At 72.0% G+C, this 16798-nt stretch carries 13 protein-coding genes; 5 read left to right on the plus strand and 8 right to left on the minus strand.

What is annotated here, in order from left to right; translation table 11 throughout:
- Nucleotide 1: 1 nt before the first annotated feature.
- From rmuC to GC092_RS09750, 4 genes are all read left to right on the plus strand, one after another.
- Nucleotides 2-1387: a DNA recombination protein RmuC gene (rmuC, locus tag GC092_RS09735; protein ID WP_324011627.1), complete on the plus strand. Its 1386-nt coding sequence runs from the start codon at nucleotides 2-4 to the stop codon at nucleotides 1385-1387.
- Nucleotides 1388-1497: 110 nt separating this feature from the next.
- A complete protein-coding gene (locus GC092_RS09740; protein WP_324011629.1) occupies nucleotides 1498-4773 on the plus strand; it encodes a pectinesterase family protein in 3276 nt (1091 codons plus the stop codon).
- Between the two features lie 118 nt (nucleotides 4774-4891).
- Nucleotides 4892-6061, plus strand: a complete 1170-nt coding sequence (locus GC092_RS09745; protein ID WP_324011631.1) for a hypothetical protein — start codon at nucleotides 4892-4894, stop codon at nucleotides 6059-6061.
- A gap of 16 nt (nucleotides 6062-6077) precedes the next feature.
- The gene (locus GC092_RS09750; protein WP_324011633.1) at nucleotides 6078-7004 is read left to right on the plus strand and encodes a carbohydrate kinase family protein; all 927 of its coding nucleotides are present in this window, start codon (nucleotides 6078-6080) and stop codon (nucleotides 7002-7004) included.
- On the opposite strand, the gene GC092_RS09755 is transcribed toward GC092_RS09750, so the two are convergent.
- From GC092_RS09755 to otsA, 8 genes are all read right to left on the minus strand, one after another.
- The gene (locus GC092_RS09755; protein WP_324011635.1) at nucleotides 7005-8294 is read right to left on the minus strand and encodes an RNA polymerase sigma factor; all 1290 of its coding nucleotides are present in this window, start codon (nucleotides 8292-8294) and stop codon (nucleotides 7005-7007) included.
- A gap of 4 nt (nucleotides 8295-8298) precedes the next feature.
- Nucleotides 8299-8718 carry a YciI family protein gene (locus tag GC092_RS09760; RefSeq protein ID WP_271174014.1) on the minus strand — a complete coding sequence of 140 codons (420 nt, stop codon included), beginning with the start codon at nucleotides 8716-8718 and terminating at the stop codon, nucleotides 8299-8301.
- A 157-nt stretch (nucleotides 8719-8875) separates the two neighbouring features.
- On the minus strand, nucleotides 8876-9904 hold the full coding sequence (ilvC, locus tag GC092_RS09765) for a ketol-acid reductoisomerase (RefSeq protein WP_271174013.1): 1029 nt from the start codon (nucleotides 9902-9904) through the stop codon (nucleotides 8876-8878).
- A 60-nt stretch (nucleotides 9905-9964) separates the two neighbouring features.
- Nucleotides 9965-10474 (minus strand): acetolactate synthase small subunit, encoded by a 510-nt coding sequence (gene ilvN, locus GC092_RS09770; RefSeq protein WP_271174012.1) that lies wholly within the window; start codon nucleotides 10472-10474, stop codon nucleotides 9965-9967.
- Nucleotide 10475: 1 nt separating this feature from the next.
- Nucleotides 10476-12281 carry an acetolactate synthase large subunit gene (locus GC092_RS09775; protein ID WP_282979799.1) on the minus strand — a complete coding sequence of 602 codons (1806 nt, stop codon included), beginning with the start codon at nucleotides 12279-12281 and terminating at the stop codon, nucleotides 10476-10478.
- Nucleotides 12282-12344: 63 nt separating this feature from the next.
- Nucleotides 12345-14048, minus strand: a complete 1704-nt coding sequence (gene ilvD, locus GC092_RS09780) for a dihydroxy-acid dehydratase (protein WP_271174010.1) — start codon at nucleotides 14046-14048, stop codon at nucleotides 12345-12347.
- Nucleotides 14049-14123: 75 nt separating this feature from the next.
- The gene (gene otsB / locus GC092_RS09785; RefSeq protein ID WP_324011641.1) at nucleotides 14124-14921 is read right to left on the minus strand and encodes a trehalose-phosphatase; all 798 of its coding nucleotides are present in this window, start codon (nucleotides 14919-14921) and stop codon (nucleotides 14124-14126) included.
- A complete protein-coding gene (gene otsA, locus GC092_RS09790; RefSeq protein WP_271174008.1) occupies nucleotides 14918-16333 on the minus strand; it encodes an alpha,alpha-trehalose-phosphate synthase (UDP-forming) in 1416 nt (471 codons plus the stop codon). Before otsA ends, otsB begins: the two co-directional genes overlap by 4 nt.
- Before the next feature lie 171 nt (nucleotides 16334-16504).
- Here otsA and GC092_RS09795 point away from each other — a divergent pair, with 171 nt between their 5' ends.
- Nucleotides 16505-16792: a hypothetical protein gene (locus GC092_RS09795; protein WP_271174007.1), complete on the plus strand. Its 288-nt coding sequence runs from the start codon at nucleotides 16505-16507 to the stop codon at nucleotides 16790-16792.
- Nucleotides 16793-16798 lie beyond the last annotated feature (6 nt).

Below are 16798 nucleotides of genomic sequence, written 5' to 3' on the forward strand. Positions count from 1 at the left end.
TATGGACACCCTCCTCGTCATCGCCATCGCCGTGATCGCCGCGGCCCTCGCCGGCGCGCTCGGCTTCGTCGTCGGCCGCCAGCGCGGGAGCGCGGCAGACGCCGAGCAGCGCGCGGAGCTCGGCGCCGCCCGCCTGCAGATCGCGAGCCTGCAGCGCGACGTCGCGTCGGCACGCGCGGAGACCGCGGCGCGCGTCGCGGAGGAGCGCACGCGCGCAGCCGAGCGGGTCGACGAGCTGCGCGCCGACCAGAAGCGCCTCGCCGACGAGTTCGACGCGCTCAGCCGGCGCGCGCTCGAGGCCAACACGCGGAGCTTCCTCGCGCAGGCCGAGGAGCGCCTCACGCGCAGCCAGAGCGAGGGCGCGGCCGAGCTGCGCCGACGGCAGGAGGCGGTCGAGCGGCTCATCGCCCCCATCCGCGAGACGCTCGACACCGTCAAGACCGAGGTGTCGACCGCCGAGAGGGCGCGGCTCGAGGCGAACGCGGCCCTCGCGGAGCAGCTCGCGCACATGCGGCGATCGTCGGACGCGCTCGGCTCGGAGACCCGCAACCTCGTGAACGCGCTGCGCGCTCCTCAGGTGCGCGGACGGTGGGGCGAGCTCCAGCTGCGGCGGGTCGTGGAGGCCGCCGGCATGCTCAACCACGTCGACTTCGCCGAGCAGTCCCACCATGTCACCGACGACGGGGCGCTCCGGCCCGACCTCGTCATCCACCTCGCGGGCGACAAGCGCGTCGTCGTCGACTCCAAGGTCGCGTTCAGCGGCTACCTCGAGGCCATGGAGGCGACCGACGACACGGTGCGCGCGCAGCGACTGCAGGCTCACGCCCGCCACCTCCGCAAGCACATCGACGACCTCGGCGCGAAGGAGTACTGGGATGCGGTGGCCGGGTCGCCTGAGTTCGTCGTGATGTTCGTCCCCGCCGAGCCCTTCCTCGCCGCCGCCCTCGACGAGGACGCGACACTGTACGAGTACGCATTCGAGCGCAACGTCGTGATCGCGACTCCCTCGACGCTCGTCGCCCTGCTGCGCACGGTGGGTCACACGTGGCGACAGGACCAGCTCGCGCAGGAGGCGCAGCAGATCTTCCTCGTCGGCAAGGAGCTGCACAAGCGCCTCGGCACGCTCGGCACGCACCTCGCGACGCTCGGGAAGCGCCTGAACGCCACCGTGGAGGCGTACAACCGCTTCGCCGGATCGCTCGACCGGAACGTCGTGACCCAGGCGCGCCGCTTCAGCGCCCTGCAGGGCCTCGACGAGGTCCTGACGGAGACGGCGCCGGTCGAGGCGCTCGCGATCGCGCCGCAGAAGGCCGACCTCTACACCGACGAGCCGACCGCGTCGTTCGCGCCCGAGGCGATCGCGCAGGTGCGCGAGGAGCGCCTCTGACCGCCCCTCTTGACGACGCCCATGGGCGTCGCTAGCTTTCGAGAAACCGGTTACTGCACGACGACGTGCCCGGTGCGCCTGCACCGCCGGTTCCTCGAAGGAGAGCGAACATGCCATGGAGACATCCTCGACGACACCCCTCCCCGATCGCCGTCGGCGTCCTCGCGACCGCCGTCGGCGCATCTCTCCTCGCGGCGCCCGCGCACGCCCAGCCGAGCGCCGCGCCCGCAGCGGAGGGCGCGCCGGCGCCTGCGGTCCCCGTGGAGCGGCAGACGCTTCCCGCGGGCGACGGATGGGCCTCCCTCGACGGCGGGACGACCGGCGGGGCCGACGCACCGGCCGACCGCGTGATCGACGTCCGCACCCGCGACGAGCTCGTCGCGGCCGTCGCGGGCGACGAGCCCAAGATCGTGCGGGTCGTCGCGGACATCGACGCGAACACCCGCGCCGACGGCACGCGGATCGCGTGCGAGGAGTACGCACGAGACGGCTACTCGCTCGACGCGTACCTGGCGGCATACGACCCCGCGGTGTGGAGCGGCCCTGCCAAGGGGCCGCTGGAAGACGCGCGCAAGGCGTCCCAGGCGGCGCAGCGCGCGCAGATCGAGGCCCGCATCGGCTCGAACACGACGGTCATCGGCGTGGGCGACGTCGCGCTCACGGGATTCACCTTCCAGGTGTCGGGCGTCGACGACGTGATCATCCGGAACCTCCGCATCTCCGACGCCTACGACTGCTTCCCGACGTGGAACGGCGAGACCTGGAAGACCGAATGGGACAACCTCGTCGTCTCGGGATCGACGCACGTCTGGCTCGACCACCTCACCCTCGACGACGGCGACACGGTCGACGCCGAGCAGCCGGTCCACTTCGGCGAGCGCTTCCTGCGGCACGACGGCCTGCTCGACGTCGTCCGCGCGGCCGACCTCGTCACGATCTCGTGGAGCCGGATGCAGGGGCACGACAAGTCGCTCCTCTGGGGCAACGGCGACGATCGCATCACCGACCGCGGCGCGCTGCGGGTCACGCTGCACCACAACGAGCTCGTCGACCTCAACCAGCGCGCTCCCCGGGTGCGCTTCGGGCAGGCGCACGTGTACGACAACACCTACCGGGTGACCGATCCCGGCCACTACATCTACTCGTGGGGCGTCGGCGTCGAATCGAGCATCATCGCCCGCGAGAACACCTTCGAGCTCGCCGAGGGAGTGACCCCCGACCGGATCATCGGCCATTTCGGCGGCACCGGCATCGACGCCGCGGGCACCTGGGTGAACGGCGCGGAGGTCGACGTGCTCGCGGCCTACAACGCGGCGAACCCGGATCTGCCCCTCGCGGGCGCCGTGATCGGGACCGCCGGCCCGCATGGCCCGATCCAGCCCGCGGAGGTCGCGGCCCGCGCGATCGCCGAGGGGGCCGGCTCCGGCGTCCTCGAGGCCTGGCGCGACCCGCTCGACCCCGCGCATGCGGGAGCGGATCTGCTCGCCGCGATCGGCGCGCCCGCCGATGCGACCGCCGACGGGCCGGTGTGGGCGCCCACGGCGACCGGCTTCGCCTCGCTCCCGTCGCCCGATCGACCGCAGGGCACGACCGGCGGAGCGGGCGGAGCGACCGTGACCGTGCGCACGGCCGACGAGCTCGCCCGGCACGCGGCCTCGCGCCATCCGCTCGTCATCCTCGTCGAGGGCGCCATCGACGTCCCGTTCGGCGAGATGATCGAGGTCGCCGACGACAAGACGATCGCGGGCGCCGACGCCGATGCCGCGCTCGTCGGCGGCGGCCTCCTCCTCAGGGGCTCGTCCAACGTCATCGTGCGGAACCTCTCCTTCCGCGACTCGTACGTCCCCGGCGACTGGGACGGCAAGACCCGCGAGAACGACAACGACGGCGTCCGGATGGATGCCGCGACGCACGTGTGGATCGACCACAACGACTTCGCGCGCCTCGGCGACGGCCTCGTCGACGTGCGGAAGGGGTCGACGGCGGTGACGCTCTCATGGAACACGTTCTCCGACCACAACAAGACGGTCGGGATCGGATGGTCCGAGGAGGTCGCGACGGAGATCACGCTGCACCACAACCGCTTCTCGAACACCTACCAGCGCAACGCGAGCATCGGCGGGGCATCCGCCGCGCACGCGTACAACAACCATCTCGAGGGCACGGGGAGCTACGGCATGCTGGCCCGCGAGGGATCGCAGGTGGTCGTCGAGCAGAGCTACTTCGAGAACGGCGAGGACCCCATCGTGGCCTACGGCGACGGCTCGGCGGTCGACTCCCGGGAGAACGTGTTCACCGGCACCCGCGGCCGACGCGACGACACCGGCGCGACGTTCGAGCCCGCCGATCGCTACGCGTACCACCCCGACCCCGCTCGGGAGATCCCCGCGATCCTCGCCGCGCATGCGGGCTCGCTCGGCGACGAGGAGGCCGTCGGCGAGTCGGTCACGGTCGCGCTCGACGGCACGGGCGACTTCGCGAGCGTGAGCGCTGCCGTGGGCGCCGCCGCACGCGCCGATCATCCCGTCGAGGTCGTCGTGCAGCCCGGCGTGTACCGCGAGGTCGTCCGGATCTGGCCGGACGCCGACGGGCTCACGATCCGCGGCGCGACGGGCATCGCCGAGGACGTCGTGATCACGTACGATCTCGCGGCCGGGCAGCAGAAGTTCTACGGCGGCACGCAGGGGCACACCGGCTCGCCCACCGTCTCCGCGATGGCCGACGACGTGACGCTCGCAGACCTCACGATCGAGAACGCCTACGACGAGGCCGCGAAGGGGCAGAGCCAGGCGCTCGCACTGCGCACGGTCGGCGACCGCACGGTGCTCGACGGCGTGCGCCTGCTCGGCAACCAGGACACGTTCCTCGCCGACACCCCGCACATCACGCAGACCTCGCGCGTGTACGTGACCGACTCCTACATCGAGGGCGACGTCGACTTCATCTACGGACGCGCCACGGCGGTGTTCGAGGACAGCCGGATCCACTCCCTCGACCGCGGCCAGACCGTGAACGGCTACGTCGCGGCGCCCTCGACCGCGGCGGGGGTCGCGGGCTTCCTCTTCCAGGGCAGCCGGTTCACCTCCGACGCGGCCGCCGGCACGGTGTTCCTCGGTCGACCGTGGCACCCGAGCAGCAACCCCGACGTCGACCCGTCGATGGTCGTCCGCAACTCGCACCTCGGTGCGCACATCTCCACGCCGGCATGGACGGACATGAGCGGATGGAGGTGGCAGGACGATCGGTTCGCCGAGTACCGGAACCGGGGCGACGGGGCCGCCGTCGCGGGCGCCGAGGGTCGACCGCAGCTGGCGAAGGAGCAGGCTCGCGCGCACACGCGGGAGGCGTACCTTCAGGGCGACGACGGCTGGAGCCCCTGGCTCTGAGCGCGGGTCGGCGGTGCGGGAGTGTCCGACGACGCTCCCGCACCGCCGGGCGCATGCACGATGATGGAGGGACACCGCGCACGGCGCCGCCGTCCGCCCAGCCATCGAGGAGGCGCTCGTGACCGACGACAGCACGCCCGACATCCCTCCGGCTCCCGCGTCGCCTCCCCCGCAGCCGCCGTCGGGAGCGCCGACACCGCCCCCGGCTCCGATCCCGCCGTACGCGGCGCCGCCCCACGGCGCTCCGCCCGCACCGCCCTACGGTGCTCCGCCGGCACCGCCCTACGGCGCTCCGCCCGCCCCGCACTACGGCGCTCCGCCCGCCCCGCCCTACGGCGCTCCGCCCGCGCCACCGTACGGCTCGCCGTACGCCACCTACGGAGCGCCCCCGTCCGCCCCGGGTCCCCGACCCGGCATGGCCCTCGCCATCACCGCGATCGTCCTCGCAGGCGTGGGCTTCGTCTTCGCCCTCATCCCCGTCGTGACCGGCCTGTCGTGGCTGTTCCTCATCGCCGCGATCGTCGTGGCGATCGTCGCCCTCGTCCGCAGGGCGGAGGGCAGGGGCCTCAGCATCGCCGCGATCGTCGTCGCGGTCGCGGGCGGGATCGCGTCGATCGTCGTCCTCGTCGTGTCGGTCTTCGCCGCCGTGGGCTCATTCATCTCGTCTCCGCCGGCACTCGGCCCGACCGATCTCTACGAGCCGCCCGCCGAGTCGATCACCGTCGACATCGAGACGACCGAGACCGCCTTCGGCCGTCTGCCGGGCGACGACGACTACTGGTGGTATGTCGCGGTGCTCGAGGTGCCGCAGAGCGACGTCGCGTACGAGTACGCGTTCCTCGACGTCGAGGCGCGCACGGCCGACGGCGACGTGCTCGACGCCGGCTCGACGCCGCGCACGCTGCTGCCGGGCACGACCGTCGTGACGGGATACTTCGAGGCAGCCGACGAGGAGATCGACGGCATCGAGGTGATCGACCCGGTCGTCGAGGAGTACGACGAGGCGCCCATCGAGGAGTACGGTCCCCTCGTCGTCGGCGAGCTGACCGACGTGTCCGACGAGTACTCGACGGCCGTCGAGGGCGTCGTGACCACGGAGGGCACGGCCGACATCGACCTCGCCGAGGTGATCGTCCTCGCGCGGGACGCCGACGGTGCGATCTTCGAGGTCACGACGGCCTACCCCGACGCGGCGGTCACCGCCGACGAGGGCGCTCCGTTCGAGGCGCTCTTCACCGAGGTGCACCCCGAGGGCACCACCTACGAGGCGTACGCCGCCGCCTTCTGATCCGCCAAGGTGAACCATGACGCCCATCGGCGCATCCCCCGACGTCCTCGTCGTCGGAGAGGCCCTCGTCGACATCGTGCACCGCGGCGACGGGAGCGTCGACGAGAAGCCGGGCGGGAGCCCCGCGAACGTCGCGATCACCCTGGGACGCCTCGGCCGCCGCCCTCGTCTCCTCACGCACGTGGGCGACGACGATCGCGGCCGCCTCGTGCGCGCGTGGCTCGAGGCCTCCGGCGTCGAGGTGACCGGGCGCGCGGCCGCTCGGACGTCCACCGCGACGGCCGTGCTCGATGCGACCGGCGCCGCGCGCTACGCGTTCGCGATCGAGTGGGATGTCGACGCCGCGGGCGCGGACATCCCCGGCGCCCTCCATGTCGGATCGATCGCGACGACCCTCGCCCCCGGCGCCGACGCCGTGCTCGGCCTCGTCGAGCGCGCCCGCGGCCGCGCGCTGGTGACGTTCGACCCGAACATCCGCCCGAGCCTCGTGACGGACGCAGACGACGTCCGTCGCCGCGTCCGCGCGCTCATCGAGCGCGCGCACGTCGTGAAGGCGAGCGACGAGGATGTCGCCTGGCTGCATCCCGGAGCCGACCTCGAGGAGGTCGCACGTGCCTGGGTCGCCGCCGGGCCCGCTCTCGTCGTCGTCACGTCCGGCGCCGAGGGAGCGCTCGCGGCGACCGCGAGCGGGATCGTGCGCGTCCCCGCGCCGCGCGTCGATGTGGTCGACACCGTCGGAGCCGGAGACACCTTCATGGGCGCACTCGTCGACGGCCTGCTCGATGCGGGCACGTCCGGGTCGCGCGCGCGAGAGACGATCGCCGCGCTCGACGGCGCGCGCCTGACGTCCCTCCTGCGGCGCAGTGCCGACGCCGCCGCGGTGACGGTGTCGCGCCCCGGCGCCGACCCGCCGACGCGCGCCGAGCTCGACGCCCGGGGCTGATCACCCCTCGGGCAGCGCAGCGGCCTTCGCGCGCAGCACGTCGCGCTCGCGCTCGTTCGCCGTCCGTCGCGCCGCCTCCTCGAGGGCCGCGCGCGCATCGGCGTTCCGGCCGAGGCGCGCGAGGAGCTCACCGCGGACCGACGGCAGCAGGTGCGAGCCGGCGAGAGCGCCCGAGCGCTCGAGCTCGTCGACGATCCGCAGCGCGCTGGCCGGGCCGGTCGCCATCGCGACGGCGACCGCACGATTCAGCTCGACGACGGGCGAGGGGGCGAGGCGCGCGAGCGCCTCGTAGAGGAGGACGATGCGCTCCCAGTCGGTCGAGTCGACCGAGGTCGCGATGTCGTGGCACTCGGCGATCGCCGCCTGGAGAGCGTAGGACCCGCGCCCTCGCCCGAGCGCGTCCGCGCGGGCGAGCGCGGCCCTGCCGCGGGCGATGAGCTGCCGGTCCCACCGCGTCCGGTCCTGCCGGTCGAGCAGCACCGGCTCGCCGTCGGGGCCGACGCGCGCGGGGAACCGCGCGGCCGTGAACTCCATGAGGGCGACCAGGCCGTGCACCTCGGGCTCGCGCGGCGCGAGCTCCGCGAGCACGCGGCCGAGTCGGAGCGCCTCGTGCGCGAGATCCGCGCGCAGCCACCGCTCGCCCGAGCTCGCGACGTGCCCCTCGTTGAACACGAGGTAGAGCACGCTCAGCACCGTGCCCATCCGCTCGGCGAACTCCTCCCGCCCCGGCACCTCGAACGGCGCCTTCACGGCCGCGAGGGTCCTCTTCGCGCGCACGATGCGCTGCTGGACGGTCGCGACGGGCAGGAAGAACGCGCGCGCGATCTCCTCGGTCGTGAGACCGCCGACGACGCGGAGGGTCAGCGCGATCTGCGCCTCGCGCGAGAGCGCGGGGTGGCAGGCGATGAACACGAGCCGCAGCACGTCGTCGTCGATCTCGTCGGGATCGTCCGGCTCGGCGTCCGCGTCGGCGCTCTCGATCTCGCGCGCGATCGCCGCGTAGCGCTCGTCGAGCCGCTCGCGCCGCCGCCATCCGTCGATCGCCCGGCGCTTGGCGACCGCGACGAGCCAGGCGCCCGCGTTGGCGGGGACGCCGTCGCGCGGCCACTGCTCGAGCGCTGCCGCGAGGGCGTCCTGCGCGAGGTCCTCGGCAGTGGCGAAGTCGCCCGTGAACCGCGTGAGCGTCGCGACGATGCGGGCCGACTCGATCCGCCACACGGCCTCGACGCTCCGGCGCGCGGATGCCGCCGCGCGCGATGCGCGCGCGGCGGCATCCGTCGTGTCGCTCATGGGATCACTCGGTGCCGAGCTGCTCGCGCCACCCGGCCTCCTTCTGGATCCACTCGTTGTCGGCAGGGAAGTCCTCGACGCCGCTGATGCGGCGCACCTCGAGCTTGCTGCCGGGGCCGAGCGGCGCGCGCTTGGCCCACTCGACGGCCTCCTCGATCGTCGGCACGTCGAGGATCCAGAAGCCGTTGAAGAGCTCCTTCGTCTCGCCGTAGGGGCCGTCGGTCGCGACCGGCGGCTGGCTCGAGAAGTCGACGACGACGCCCTCTGCGGCGTCCGTGAGCCCCTCGCCGCCGGCGAGGACGCCGGCCTTCATCATCGACTCGTTGTAGGCCCCCATCGCCGCGATGATCTGCTCGAAGGGGATCTCCTTCGACGCGGCGAGAGCCTCGTCGGTGTCGCGCATGATCAGCATGTACTTGCCCATGATGTTCTCCTCGGTCTGGTGCGAAGGCCGCCTCTCGACCCTCTCACTGACGCGTCGAACGAGCCAGACGCAGATCGACATGCGGGCGGAGAAAGTTCGAAAAAGATCGGCCGCCGCCCCTCGTGAGGGCGGCGGCCGGGTCGGTCGGGTCAGGAGATCAGCGCGCGGCCGAGCCCTCGACGTAGTCCGAGTCCTGCTGCTTCCATGCGAACAGGGCGCGGAGCTCCTTGCCCGTGGCCTCGATCGGGTGCTGCTGCTCCTTCTCGCGCAGACCGAGGAACTCGGGCGCGCCCGCGTCCTGGTCGTCGATGAAGCGCTTGGCGAACGCGCCCGACTGGATGTCGGCGAGCACGGCCTTCATGTTCTCCTTGACGTGCGCGTCGACGACGCGCGGTCCCGAGACGTAGTCGCCGAACTCGGCCGTGTCCGAGATCGACCAGCGCTGCTTGGCGATGCCGCCCTCCCACATGAGGTCGACGATGAGCTTGAGCTCGTGCAGCACCTCGAAGTAGGCGATCTGCGGCTGGTAGCCGGCCTCGGTGAGCACCTCGAAGCCCGCCTGCACGAGGTGGCTCATGCCTCCGCAGAGGACGGCCTGCTCGCCGAAGAGGTCGGTCTCGGTCTCCTCGGTGAACGTGGTCTTGATGACGCCGGCGCGCGTGCCGCCGATCGCCTTCGCGTACGAGAGGGCGACGTCCCAGGCCTGGCCCGACGCGTCGCGCTCGACCGCGATGATGTCGGGGATGCCGCGGCCGGCCGCGAACTCGCGGCGCACCGTGTGGCCGGGGGCCTTGGGCGCGACGAGGATGACGTCGACGCCCTCGGGAGCGTCGATGTAGCCGAAGCGGATGTTGAAGCCGTGCGCGAACGCGAGCGTCTTGCCCTCGGACAGGTTCGGCGCGATCGACTCGGCGTAGATCGAGCGCTGGTGCTGGTCGGGCGCGAGGATCATGATGAGGTCGGCCCACGCGGTGGCGTCCGCGACGTTCTTGACCTCGAAGCCCTCCTCCTGCGCCTTCTGCGTCGACTTCGACCCGTCCTTCAGCGCGATGACGACCTCGACGCCCGAGTCGCGGAGGTTCTGCGCGTGCGCGTGGCCCTGCGAGCCGTAGCCCACGATCGCGACCTTCTTGTTCTGGATGATCGACAGGTCGGCGTCTGCGTCGTAGAGGATCTCGGTGCTCACTGTATTTCTCTCCTTGGATGGGGTTCGTCGCGGGCGGCGCACCGCCGCCCGAGGTTCTGATCAGCCGCGCAGGACGCGCTCGGTGATGGACTTGCCGCCGCGGCCGAGGGCGAGCAGCCCCGACTGCGCGAGCTCCTTGATGCCGAAGGGCTCGATGGCCTTGAGGAAGGCGTCGACCTTGCCCTGGTCGCCCGTGATCTCGATCACGAGCGCGTCGGGCGCATAGTCGACGACGTTGCCGCGGAAGAGGCTCACGACCTCGAGGACGTTCGACCGGGACGCGTTGTCGGCGCGCACCTTCACGAGCATGTGCTCGCGCTGCACCGACGCCGCGGGGTCGAGCTCGACGATCTTCACGACGTTGATGAGCTTGTTGAGCTGCTTCGTGACCTGCTCGAGCGGGAGGTCGTCGACGTCGACGACGACCGTGATCCGGGAGAGCCCGGGGATCTCGGTGACGCCGACGGCGAGGGAGTGGATGTTGAAGCCGCGTCGGGCGAACAGGCCCGCGACGCGGGTGAGCAGACCGGGACGGTCCTCGACGAGCAGGCTCAGCACGTGGGACGACATGTCAGTCCTCCTCGGAGAAGGCGGGCGAGTGGTCGCGCGCGTACTGGATGTAGCTGTTGCTGACGCCCTGCGGCACCATCGGCCACACCATGGCGTCGGCGCTCACGACGAAGTCGATCACGACGGGGCGGTCGTTCGTCTCGAGAGCGAGGCGGATCGCGTCGTCGATCTGGTCCTCCCGCTCGACCCGGATCGCGAGGCAGCCGTACGCCTCGGCCAGCTTGACGAAGTCGGGGATGCGGACGGTGTCGTGGCCCGTCTGGAGATCCGTGTTCGAGTAGCGGCCGTCGTAGAACAGCGTCTGCCACTGCCGCACCATCCCGAGCGACGAGTTGTTGATGATCGCGACCTTGATCGGGATGTCGTTGAGCGCGCACGTGGCGAGCTCCTGGTTCGTCATCTGGAAGCAGCCGTCGCCGTCGATCGCCCACACCACGCGGTGCGGCTCGGCGACCTTCGCGCCCATCGCGGCGGGGATCGAGTACCCCATCGTCCCGGCGCCGCCGGAGTTCAGCCACGAGTTCGGGCGCTCGTACTTGATGAACTGCGCCGCCCACATCTGGTGCTGCCCCACGCCCGCGGCGTAGACCGCCTCGGGGCCGGTGAGCTCGCCGATCCGCTGGATGACGTGCTGCGGCGAGAGCAGCCCGTCGGTCGTCGGGGCGAAGCCGAGCGGGTACTGATCCTGCAGGCCGCGCAGGTAGGCCCACCACTCGTCGTAGTCCGGTGCGCCGCCCTGCGTCGTCGAGCGGAACGCCGTGTCGAGATCGACGAGCACCTCCTTGAGGTCGCCCACGATCGGCACGTCGGCCGTGCGGATCTTGGAGATCTCGGCGGGGTCGATGTCGACGTGCACCACCTTCGCGTGCGGGGCGAAGAGCGCGGCCTTGCCGGTGACGCGGTCGTCGAAGCGCGCGCCGAGGGCGACGATGAGGTCGCTCTCCTGGAGGGCGAGCACGGCCGGCACCGCCCCGTGCATGCCGGGCATGCCGAGGTGCTGCGGGTGGGAGTCGGGGAACGCGCCGCGCGCCATGAGCGTGGTGACGACGGGCGCGCCCGTCGCCTCCGCGAAGGTCTTCAGCTCCTCCGCCGCGCGGCCGCGGATGACGCCGCCGCCGACGTAGAGGACGGGCTTGCGCGCCTCCGCGATGAGCGACACGGCGGCCTGGATCTGCTTGCCGTGCGCCTTCGTGACGGGGCGGTAGCCGGGCAGCTCGTAGCGGGGCGGCCAGACGAACGGGGCCTCGGCCTGCTGCGCGTCCTTCGTGATGTCGACGAGCACGGGCCCAGGGCGGCCGGTCGACGCGATCTCGTACGCCGCGGCGATCGCGCCGGGGATCTCGGCGGCGTCCTTCACGAGGAAGGAGTGCTTCGTGATCGGCATCGTGATGCCCACGATGTCCGCCTCCTGGAACGCGTCGGTGCCCATGAGCGTGGAGAACACCTGGCCGGTGATGGCCAGCATCGGCACCGAGTCCATGTACGCGTCGGCGATCGCGGTCACGAGGTTGGTCGCGCCGGGGCCGCTCGTCGCGATCGTCACGCCGACCTTGCCGCTGGCCGAGGCGTAGCCCTCCGCCGCGTGGCCGCCGCCCTGCTCGTGTCGGACGAGGATGTGGCGCAGCGAGGCCGCCGACATGAGCGGGTCGTAGACGGGCAGGATGGCGCCGCCCGGAAGGCCGAAGACGTCGGTGACGCCCAGCAGCTCGAGCGAGCGGACGACCGCCTCGGCGCCCGTGAGCACGGGCGCTTGCGCGGAGGTGCGAGCGGGTGGCCGCGGAACGGCCGGTGCGGTTTCGGCAGGCATGATGATGCTTCCTCGCTGTTGGTCGAGTGGGTGCTCAGCGGACGCGGCGGGGCCGGGACCGGCTCAGCCGGTCGTCGCGCCTTCCGCGGCGGAGCGCACGAGCTTGGAGTACTTGGCCAGAACGCCTCGGGTGTAGCGCGGGGGCAGGGGCTCCCAGCCTTCCCGGCGGGAGCTCAGCTCTGCTTCGTCGACGAGTAGGTCGAGAGTGCGAGCCGCGATATCGACCCTGATCAGATCACCATCGCGCACGAAGGCGATGGGACCAGCGTCCACCGCCTCTGGTGCGATATGGCCGATGCACAGCCCGGTTGTGCCGCCTGAGAATCGACCGTCTGTCAAGAGTAGTACATCCCTGCCGAGGCCAGCGCCCTTGATGGCCGCCGTGATCGCGAGCATCTCGCGCATGCCGGGGCCGCCCTTGGGGCCCTCGTAGCGGATGACCACCACGTCGCCCGCGGCGATCTCGCCGTTCGCGAGCGCGTCCATGGCGCCGCGCTCGCGCTCGAACACGCGCGCGGGGCCCTCGAACACGGACGCGTCGAAGCCGGCGGTCTTGACAACCGCCCCCTCGGGCGCGAGCGAGCCGTGCAGGATGGTGAGCCCGCCGGTCGCGTGGATCGGGTCGTCGAAGCGGTGGACGACCGTGCCGTCGATCGGGTCGGGGTCGAGCTCGCGCAGGTTCTCCGCGACGGTCTTGCCGGTGACCGTGAGCGCATCGCCGTGGATGAGTCCCTCGTCGAGCATCGCCTTCATGATGACGGGGATGCCGCCGTGGCGGTCGACGTCGTTCATGACGTACTTTCCGAACGGCTTCATGTCGGCCACGTGCGGCACGCGGTCGCCGATGCGGTTGAAGTCGTGCAGGCTCAGCTCGACCTCGGCCTCGCGTGCGATCGCGAGCAGGTGCAGCACCACGTTCGTCGAGCCGCCGAGGGCCATCGCGAGCGCGATCGCGTTCTCGAACGACTCCTTCGTCAGGATGTCCTTGGTCGTGATGCCCTGCCGCAGCAGCTCGACGACGGCCTCGCCCGACCGGTGCGCGAAGTAGTCGCGCCGACGGTCGGCCGCCGGCGGCGCGGCCGATCCGGGCAGGCTCAGGCCGAGCGCCTCGGCCACCGAGGCCATCGTGTTGGCCGTGTACATGCCGCCGCAGGCTCCCTCGCCCGGGGCGAAGGCGCACTCGATGCGCTTGAGGTCCTCCTCCGACATGAGACCCGCGCGGCACGCGCCCACGGCCTCGAAGGAGTCGATGATCGTGATGTCCTTCTCGGTGCCGTCCGAGAGCTTGACCCAGCCGGGCGCGATCGAGCCGGCGTAGAGGAAGACGCTGGACAGCCCGAGCCGCGCGCTGGCCATGAGCATGCCGGGGATCGACTTGTCGCAGCCCGCGAGCAGGACCGTGCCGTCGAGGCGCTCGGCCATGATGACGGTCTCGACGCTGTCGGCGATCACCTCGCGGCTCACGAGCGAGAAGTGCATTCCCTCGTGGCCCATGGAGATGCCGTCCGAGACCGAGACGGTGCCGAACTGGAGCGGGTAGCCCCCGCCCGAGTGCACGCCCTCCTTCGCGCCCTGCGCGAGCCGGTCGAGCGACAGGTTGCAGGGGGTGATCTCGTTCCAGCTCGAGGCGATGCCGATCTGGGGCTTGTCCCAGTCGGCGTCTCCCATGCCCACGGCGCGGAGCATGCCGCGCGACGTCGTGGCCTCGATGCCGTCCGTCACCACGCGGCTGCGGGGCTTGATGTCGATCTCAGGGGTATCGCTCACGCTGGAAGTCTATTCCCCGCGCAGGGCGACGCCGTGCCGCTGCGCAGGTGGGTCGACCAGGGCGCGCGCGACTGGTCAGGATGCTCGACGACGCGCGATCTCGCTGAGCAGCGCGGCGAGAGCGGCGGCGTCGGGGACGCGCACGGCGGCCGCGGTCTCCCCCTCGCCGACGCGGATGCCGAGGTCGCCGTCCCCGAGCGCGCGGAGCGCATCCTCATCGGTCACGTCGTCGCCCGCGAAGAGCACGGCCGTCGCCCCCGTCGCCTCGCGCAGCGCGGCGACGGCCGAGTCCTTGCCCTCGTGCCGCCACGCGAACTCGACGACGTCCCGCCCCGTCCGGCGACGCCATCCCGGTGCGCGCTCCGCCACGAGGCGGTCGACCGCGTCCTGCGCGGCCGCGGTCGTCGCGTCGTCGGCCAGCCGCGTGTGCAGGGCGAATCCGAATGCCTTGCGCTCGATCCACGCGCCGGTCATCCCCGCGACGGCGGTCTCGGCCGCGTCGACCAGCGCGGCGGCTGCGGCCCGCTCATCGGCGTCGTCGGCGGCGGCCACGGGCGCCGCGCCCGCGGGCCGCCAGTGCTCAGCGCCGTGCGAGCCGGAGAGCCACACGGGCGAGGCGTCGTCGTGCTCGGCGATCACCCGGAGGTCGGCGAGCGTGCGCCCCGAGACGAACGCCACGATCGTGTCGGGGGTGGCCGCGAGGGCCGCCACCGCCGCCGTGGCCTCGGGGATGGCCCTCGCCGTGAGCGGCTCGTCGACGAGCGGCGCGAGGGTGCCGTCGAAGTCGAGGGCCACGAGCAGCCGCGGCGTCTGCGCGACCGACGCGATGGCCGCCTGCGCGCGCGGGTCGCCGACGGGCGCCGCGCCGGTCACCGGCGACGCTCCCGGTAGGTCTCGAGGTCGGCCAGGAAGCGGCGCCCCCAGCGCTCGACGTCGTTCTCGAGCACGCGCCGGCGCATGCTGCGCATCCGCCGCGACTGCTCGGCCGGGGGCATCTCGATCGCGCGCATGATCGCCTCCTTCATGCCGTCGATGTCGTGCGGATTGACCAGCAGCGCGCTGCTGAGCTCGTCGGCGGCCCCCGCGAACTCGCTCAGCATGAGCACGCCGCGGTTGTCCGAGTGCACGGCGACGTACTCCTTCGCGACGAGGTTCATGCCGTCGCGCAGGGCGGTGACGAGCATGACGTCGGCCGCCAGGTAGAGGGCGACCATCTCCTCGCGCGGGAATCCCTGATGGAGGTAGCGGATGGCCGTGTGGTGGATCGTGTCGTAGTCGCCGTTGATGCGGCCGACCGTGAGCTCGATCTCGTCGCGGAGCTCCTGATACGCCTCGACACCCGGCCGACTGGGGCTCGCGACCTGCACGAGCGTGACGTCGCCGACCTGCACGCGGCCGTCCTGCAGGAGCTCGCCGAACGCCTTGAGCCGGTGCCGGATGCCCTTGGTGTAGTCGAGGCGGTCGACCCCGAGGAGCACCTTGGAGGGGTTGCCGAGCTGCTCGCGGATCTCCTTCGCACGAGCGCGGATGGCCGGATCCTGGGCCAGCTCGATGAAGGACTGCGCGTCGATCGAGATCGGGTACGCCTTCGCGATCGCCGTGCGCGCGGTGCCGTCCGGCTGCGGGATGGTGATCGTGTCGCTCCTCGTCGCGTAGCGGAGGATGCGCCGCACCGAGCGCTGGAAGTTGCCGGCGTCGGCGACCCGCTGGAACCCGATGACGTCGGCGCCGAGGAGGCCCTCGACGACCTGGCGGCGCCACGGGAGCTGGGCGTAGAGGCCGTAGGCGGGGAACGGGATGTGGTGGAAGTAGCCGATGATGACGTCCGGCCGCAGCTCGCGGAGCATCTGCGGGACGAGCTGGAGCTGGTAGTCCTGGACCCACACGAAGCCGCCCTCCGACGCCACTTCGGCCGCGGCCTCGGCGAAGCGGCGGTTGACGCGGACATACGCGTCCCACCAGCGGCGCTTGTAGACCGGCGTCGCGATGACGTCGTGGTACAGCGGCCAGATCGTCCCGTTGGCGAACCCCTCGTAGTAGTCCTCGAGCTCCTCGGCGCTGAGCTGGATCGGCACGAGGTGCGTGCCGTCGAAGTCGAACGGCTCGACGTCGAGGCCCGGCTTGCCCGCCCAGCCCACCCACGCGCCGTCGACCTTGTGCATGACCTGCTCGAGAGCCGTCACGAGACCGCCCGGGGAGCGACGCCAGGCCGGCTGGCCGGTCTCGTCCTCGATCCGATCCACGGGAAGGCGATTTGCTACGACGACGAGATCCGCTTCGGCCATGACGCTCCTTGAGTATCCGGTTCGCCAGTCTAGCCAGCGCCGCGCGGCCGACCCCGCTCCCCCGCGGCGCCCTTGACGGCACGGCGCCGCGTCCGATACCAGCGCGCGCGAGACGCCGCAAGCCCCACGGCGCCCTCTGCGCACGCGCGGGTCGCGCGCTAGCGTGGGGGCATGCGCAAGTACCTCATGGGAACCGGACTCCTCGGCGCGATCACGAGCGGCTACTCGCTGCTGAAGGGATCGAACGACAAGCGGTTCACGTGGCGCGTCGCACTCGCCTGGCTGAGCTGGGCGATCACGCTCACCCTCGCGATCGGCGAGGCCCGCGACATCCGCACCGCCTCGCGCGGCGGCGCCGTCCCCGAGGACTCCCCCATCGCCGGCAAGGAGTACAAGTACGCCGGCACGCCGAAGCCCGGCAAGAAGGACAAGGGCACGCGCGGCCGCAAGCGCCGCTGACGCTCG

This window comes from Microbacterium sp. JZ37, assembly GCF_035188445.1.
GTDB classification, from domain to species: Bacteria; Actinomycetota; Actinomycetes; order Actinomycetales; family Microbacteriaceae; genus Microbacterium; species Microbacterium barkeri.

Excerpts from the sequence above, each read along its gene's own strand:
- GC092_RS09740 (WP_324011629.1), top strand. The coding sequence starts at position 1,498 with ATGCCATGGAGACATCCTCGACGACACCCCTCCCCGATCGCCGTCGGC.
- otsA (WP_271174008.1), bottom strand. The coding sequence starts at position 16,333 with ATGGCCGAAGCGGATCTCGTCGTCGTAGCAAATCGCCTTCCCGTGGAT.
- GC092_RS09760 (WP_271174014.1), bottom strand. The coding sequence starts at position 8,718 with ATGGGCAAGTACATGCTGATCATGCGCGACACCGACGAGGCTCTCGCC.
- GC092_RS09750 (WP_324011633.1), top strand. The coding sequence starts at position 6,078 with ATGACGCCCATCGGCGCATCCCCCGACGTCCTCGTCGTCGGAGAGGCC.
- GC092_RS09795 (WP_271174007.1), top strand. The coding sequence starts at position 16,505 with ATGCGCAAGTACCTCATGGGAACCGGACTCCTCGGCGCGATCACGAGC.
- rmuC (WP_324011627.1), top strand. The coding sequence starts at position 2 with ATGGACACCCTCCTCGTCATCGCCATCGCCGTGATCGCCGCGGCCCTC.
- ilvN (WP_271174012.1), bottom strand. The coding sequence starts at position 10,474 with ATGTCGTCCCACGTGCTGAGCCTGCTCGTCGAGGACCGTCCCGGTCTG.
- GC092_RS09775 (WP_282979799.1), bottom strand. The coding sequence starts at position 12,281 with ATGCCTGCCGAAACCGCACCGGCCGTTCCGCGGCCACCCGCTCGCACC.
- GC092_RS09755 (WP_324011635.1), bottom strand. The coding sequence starts at position 8,294 with ATGAGCGACACGACGGATGCCGCCGCGCGCGCATCGCGCGCGGCGGCA.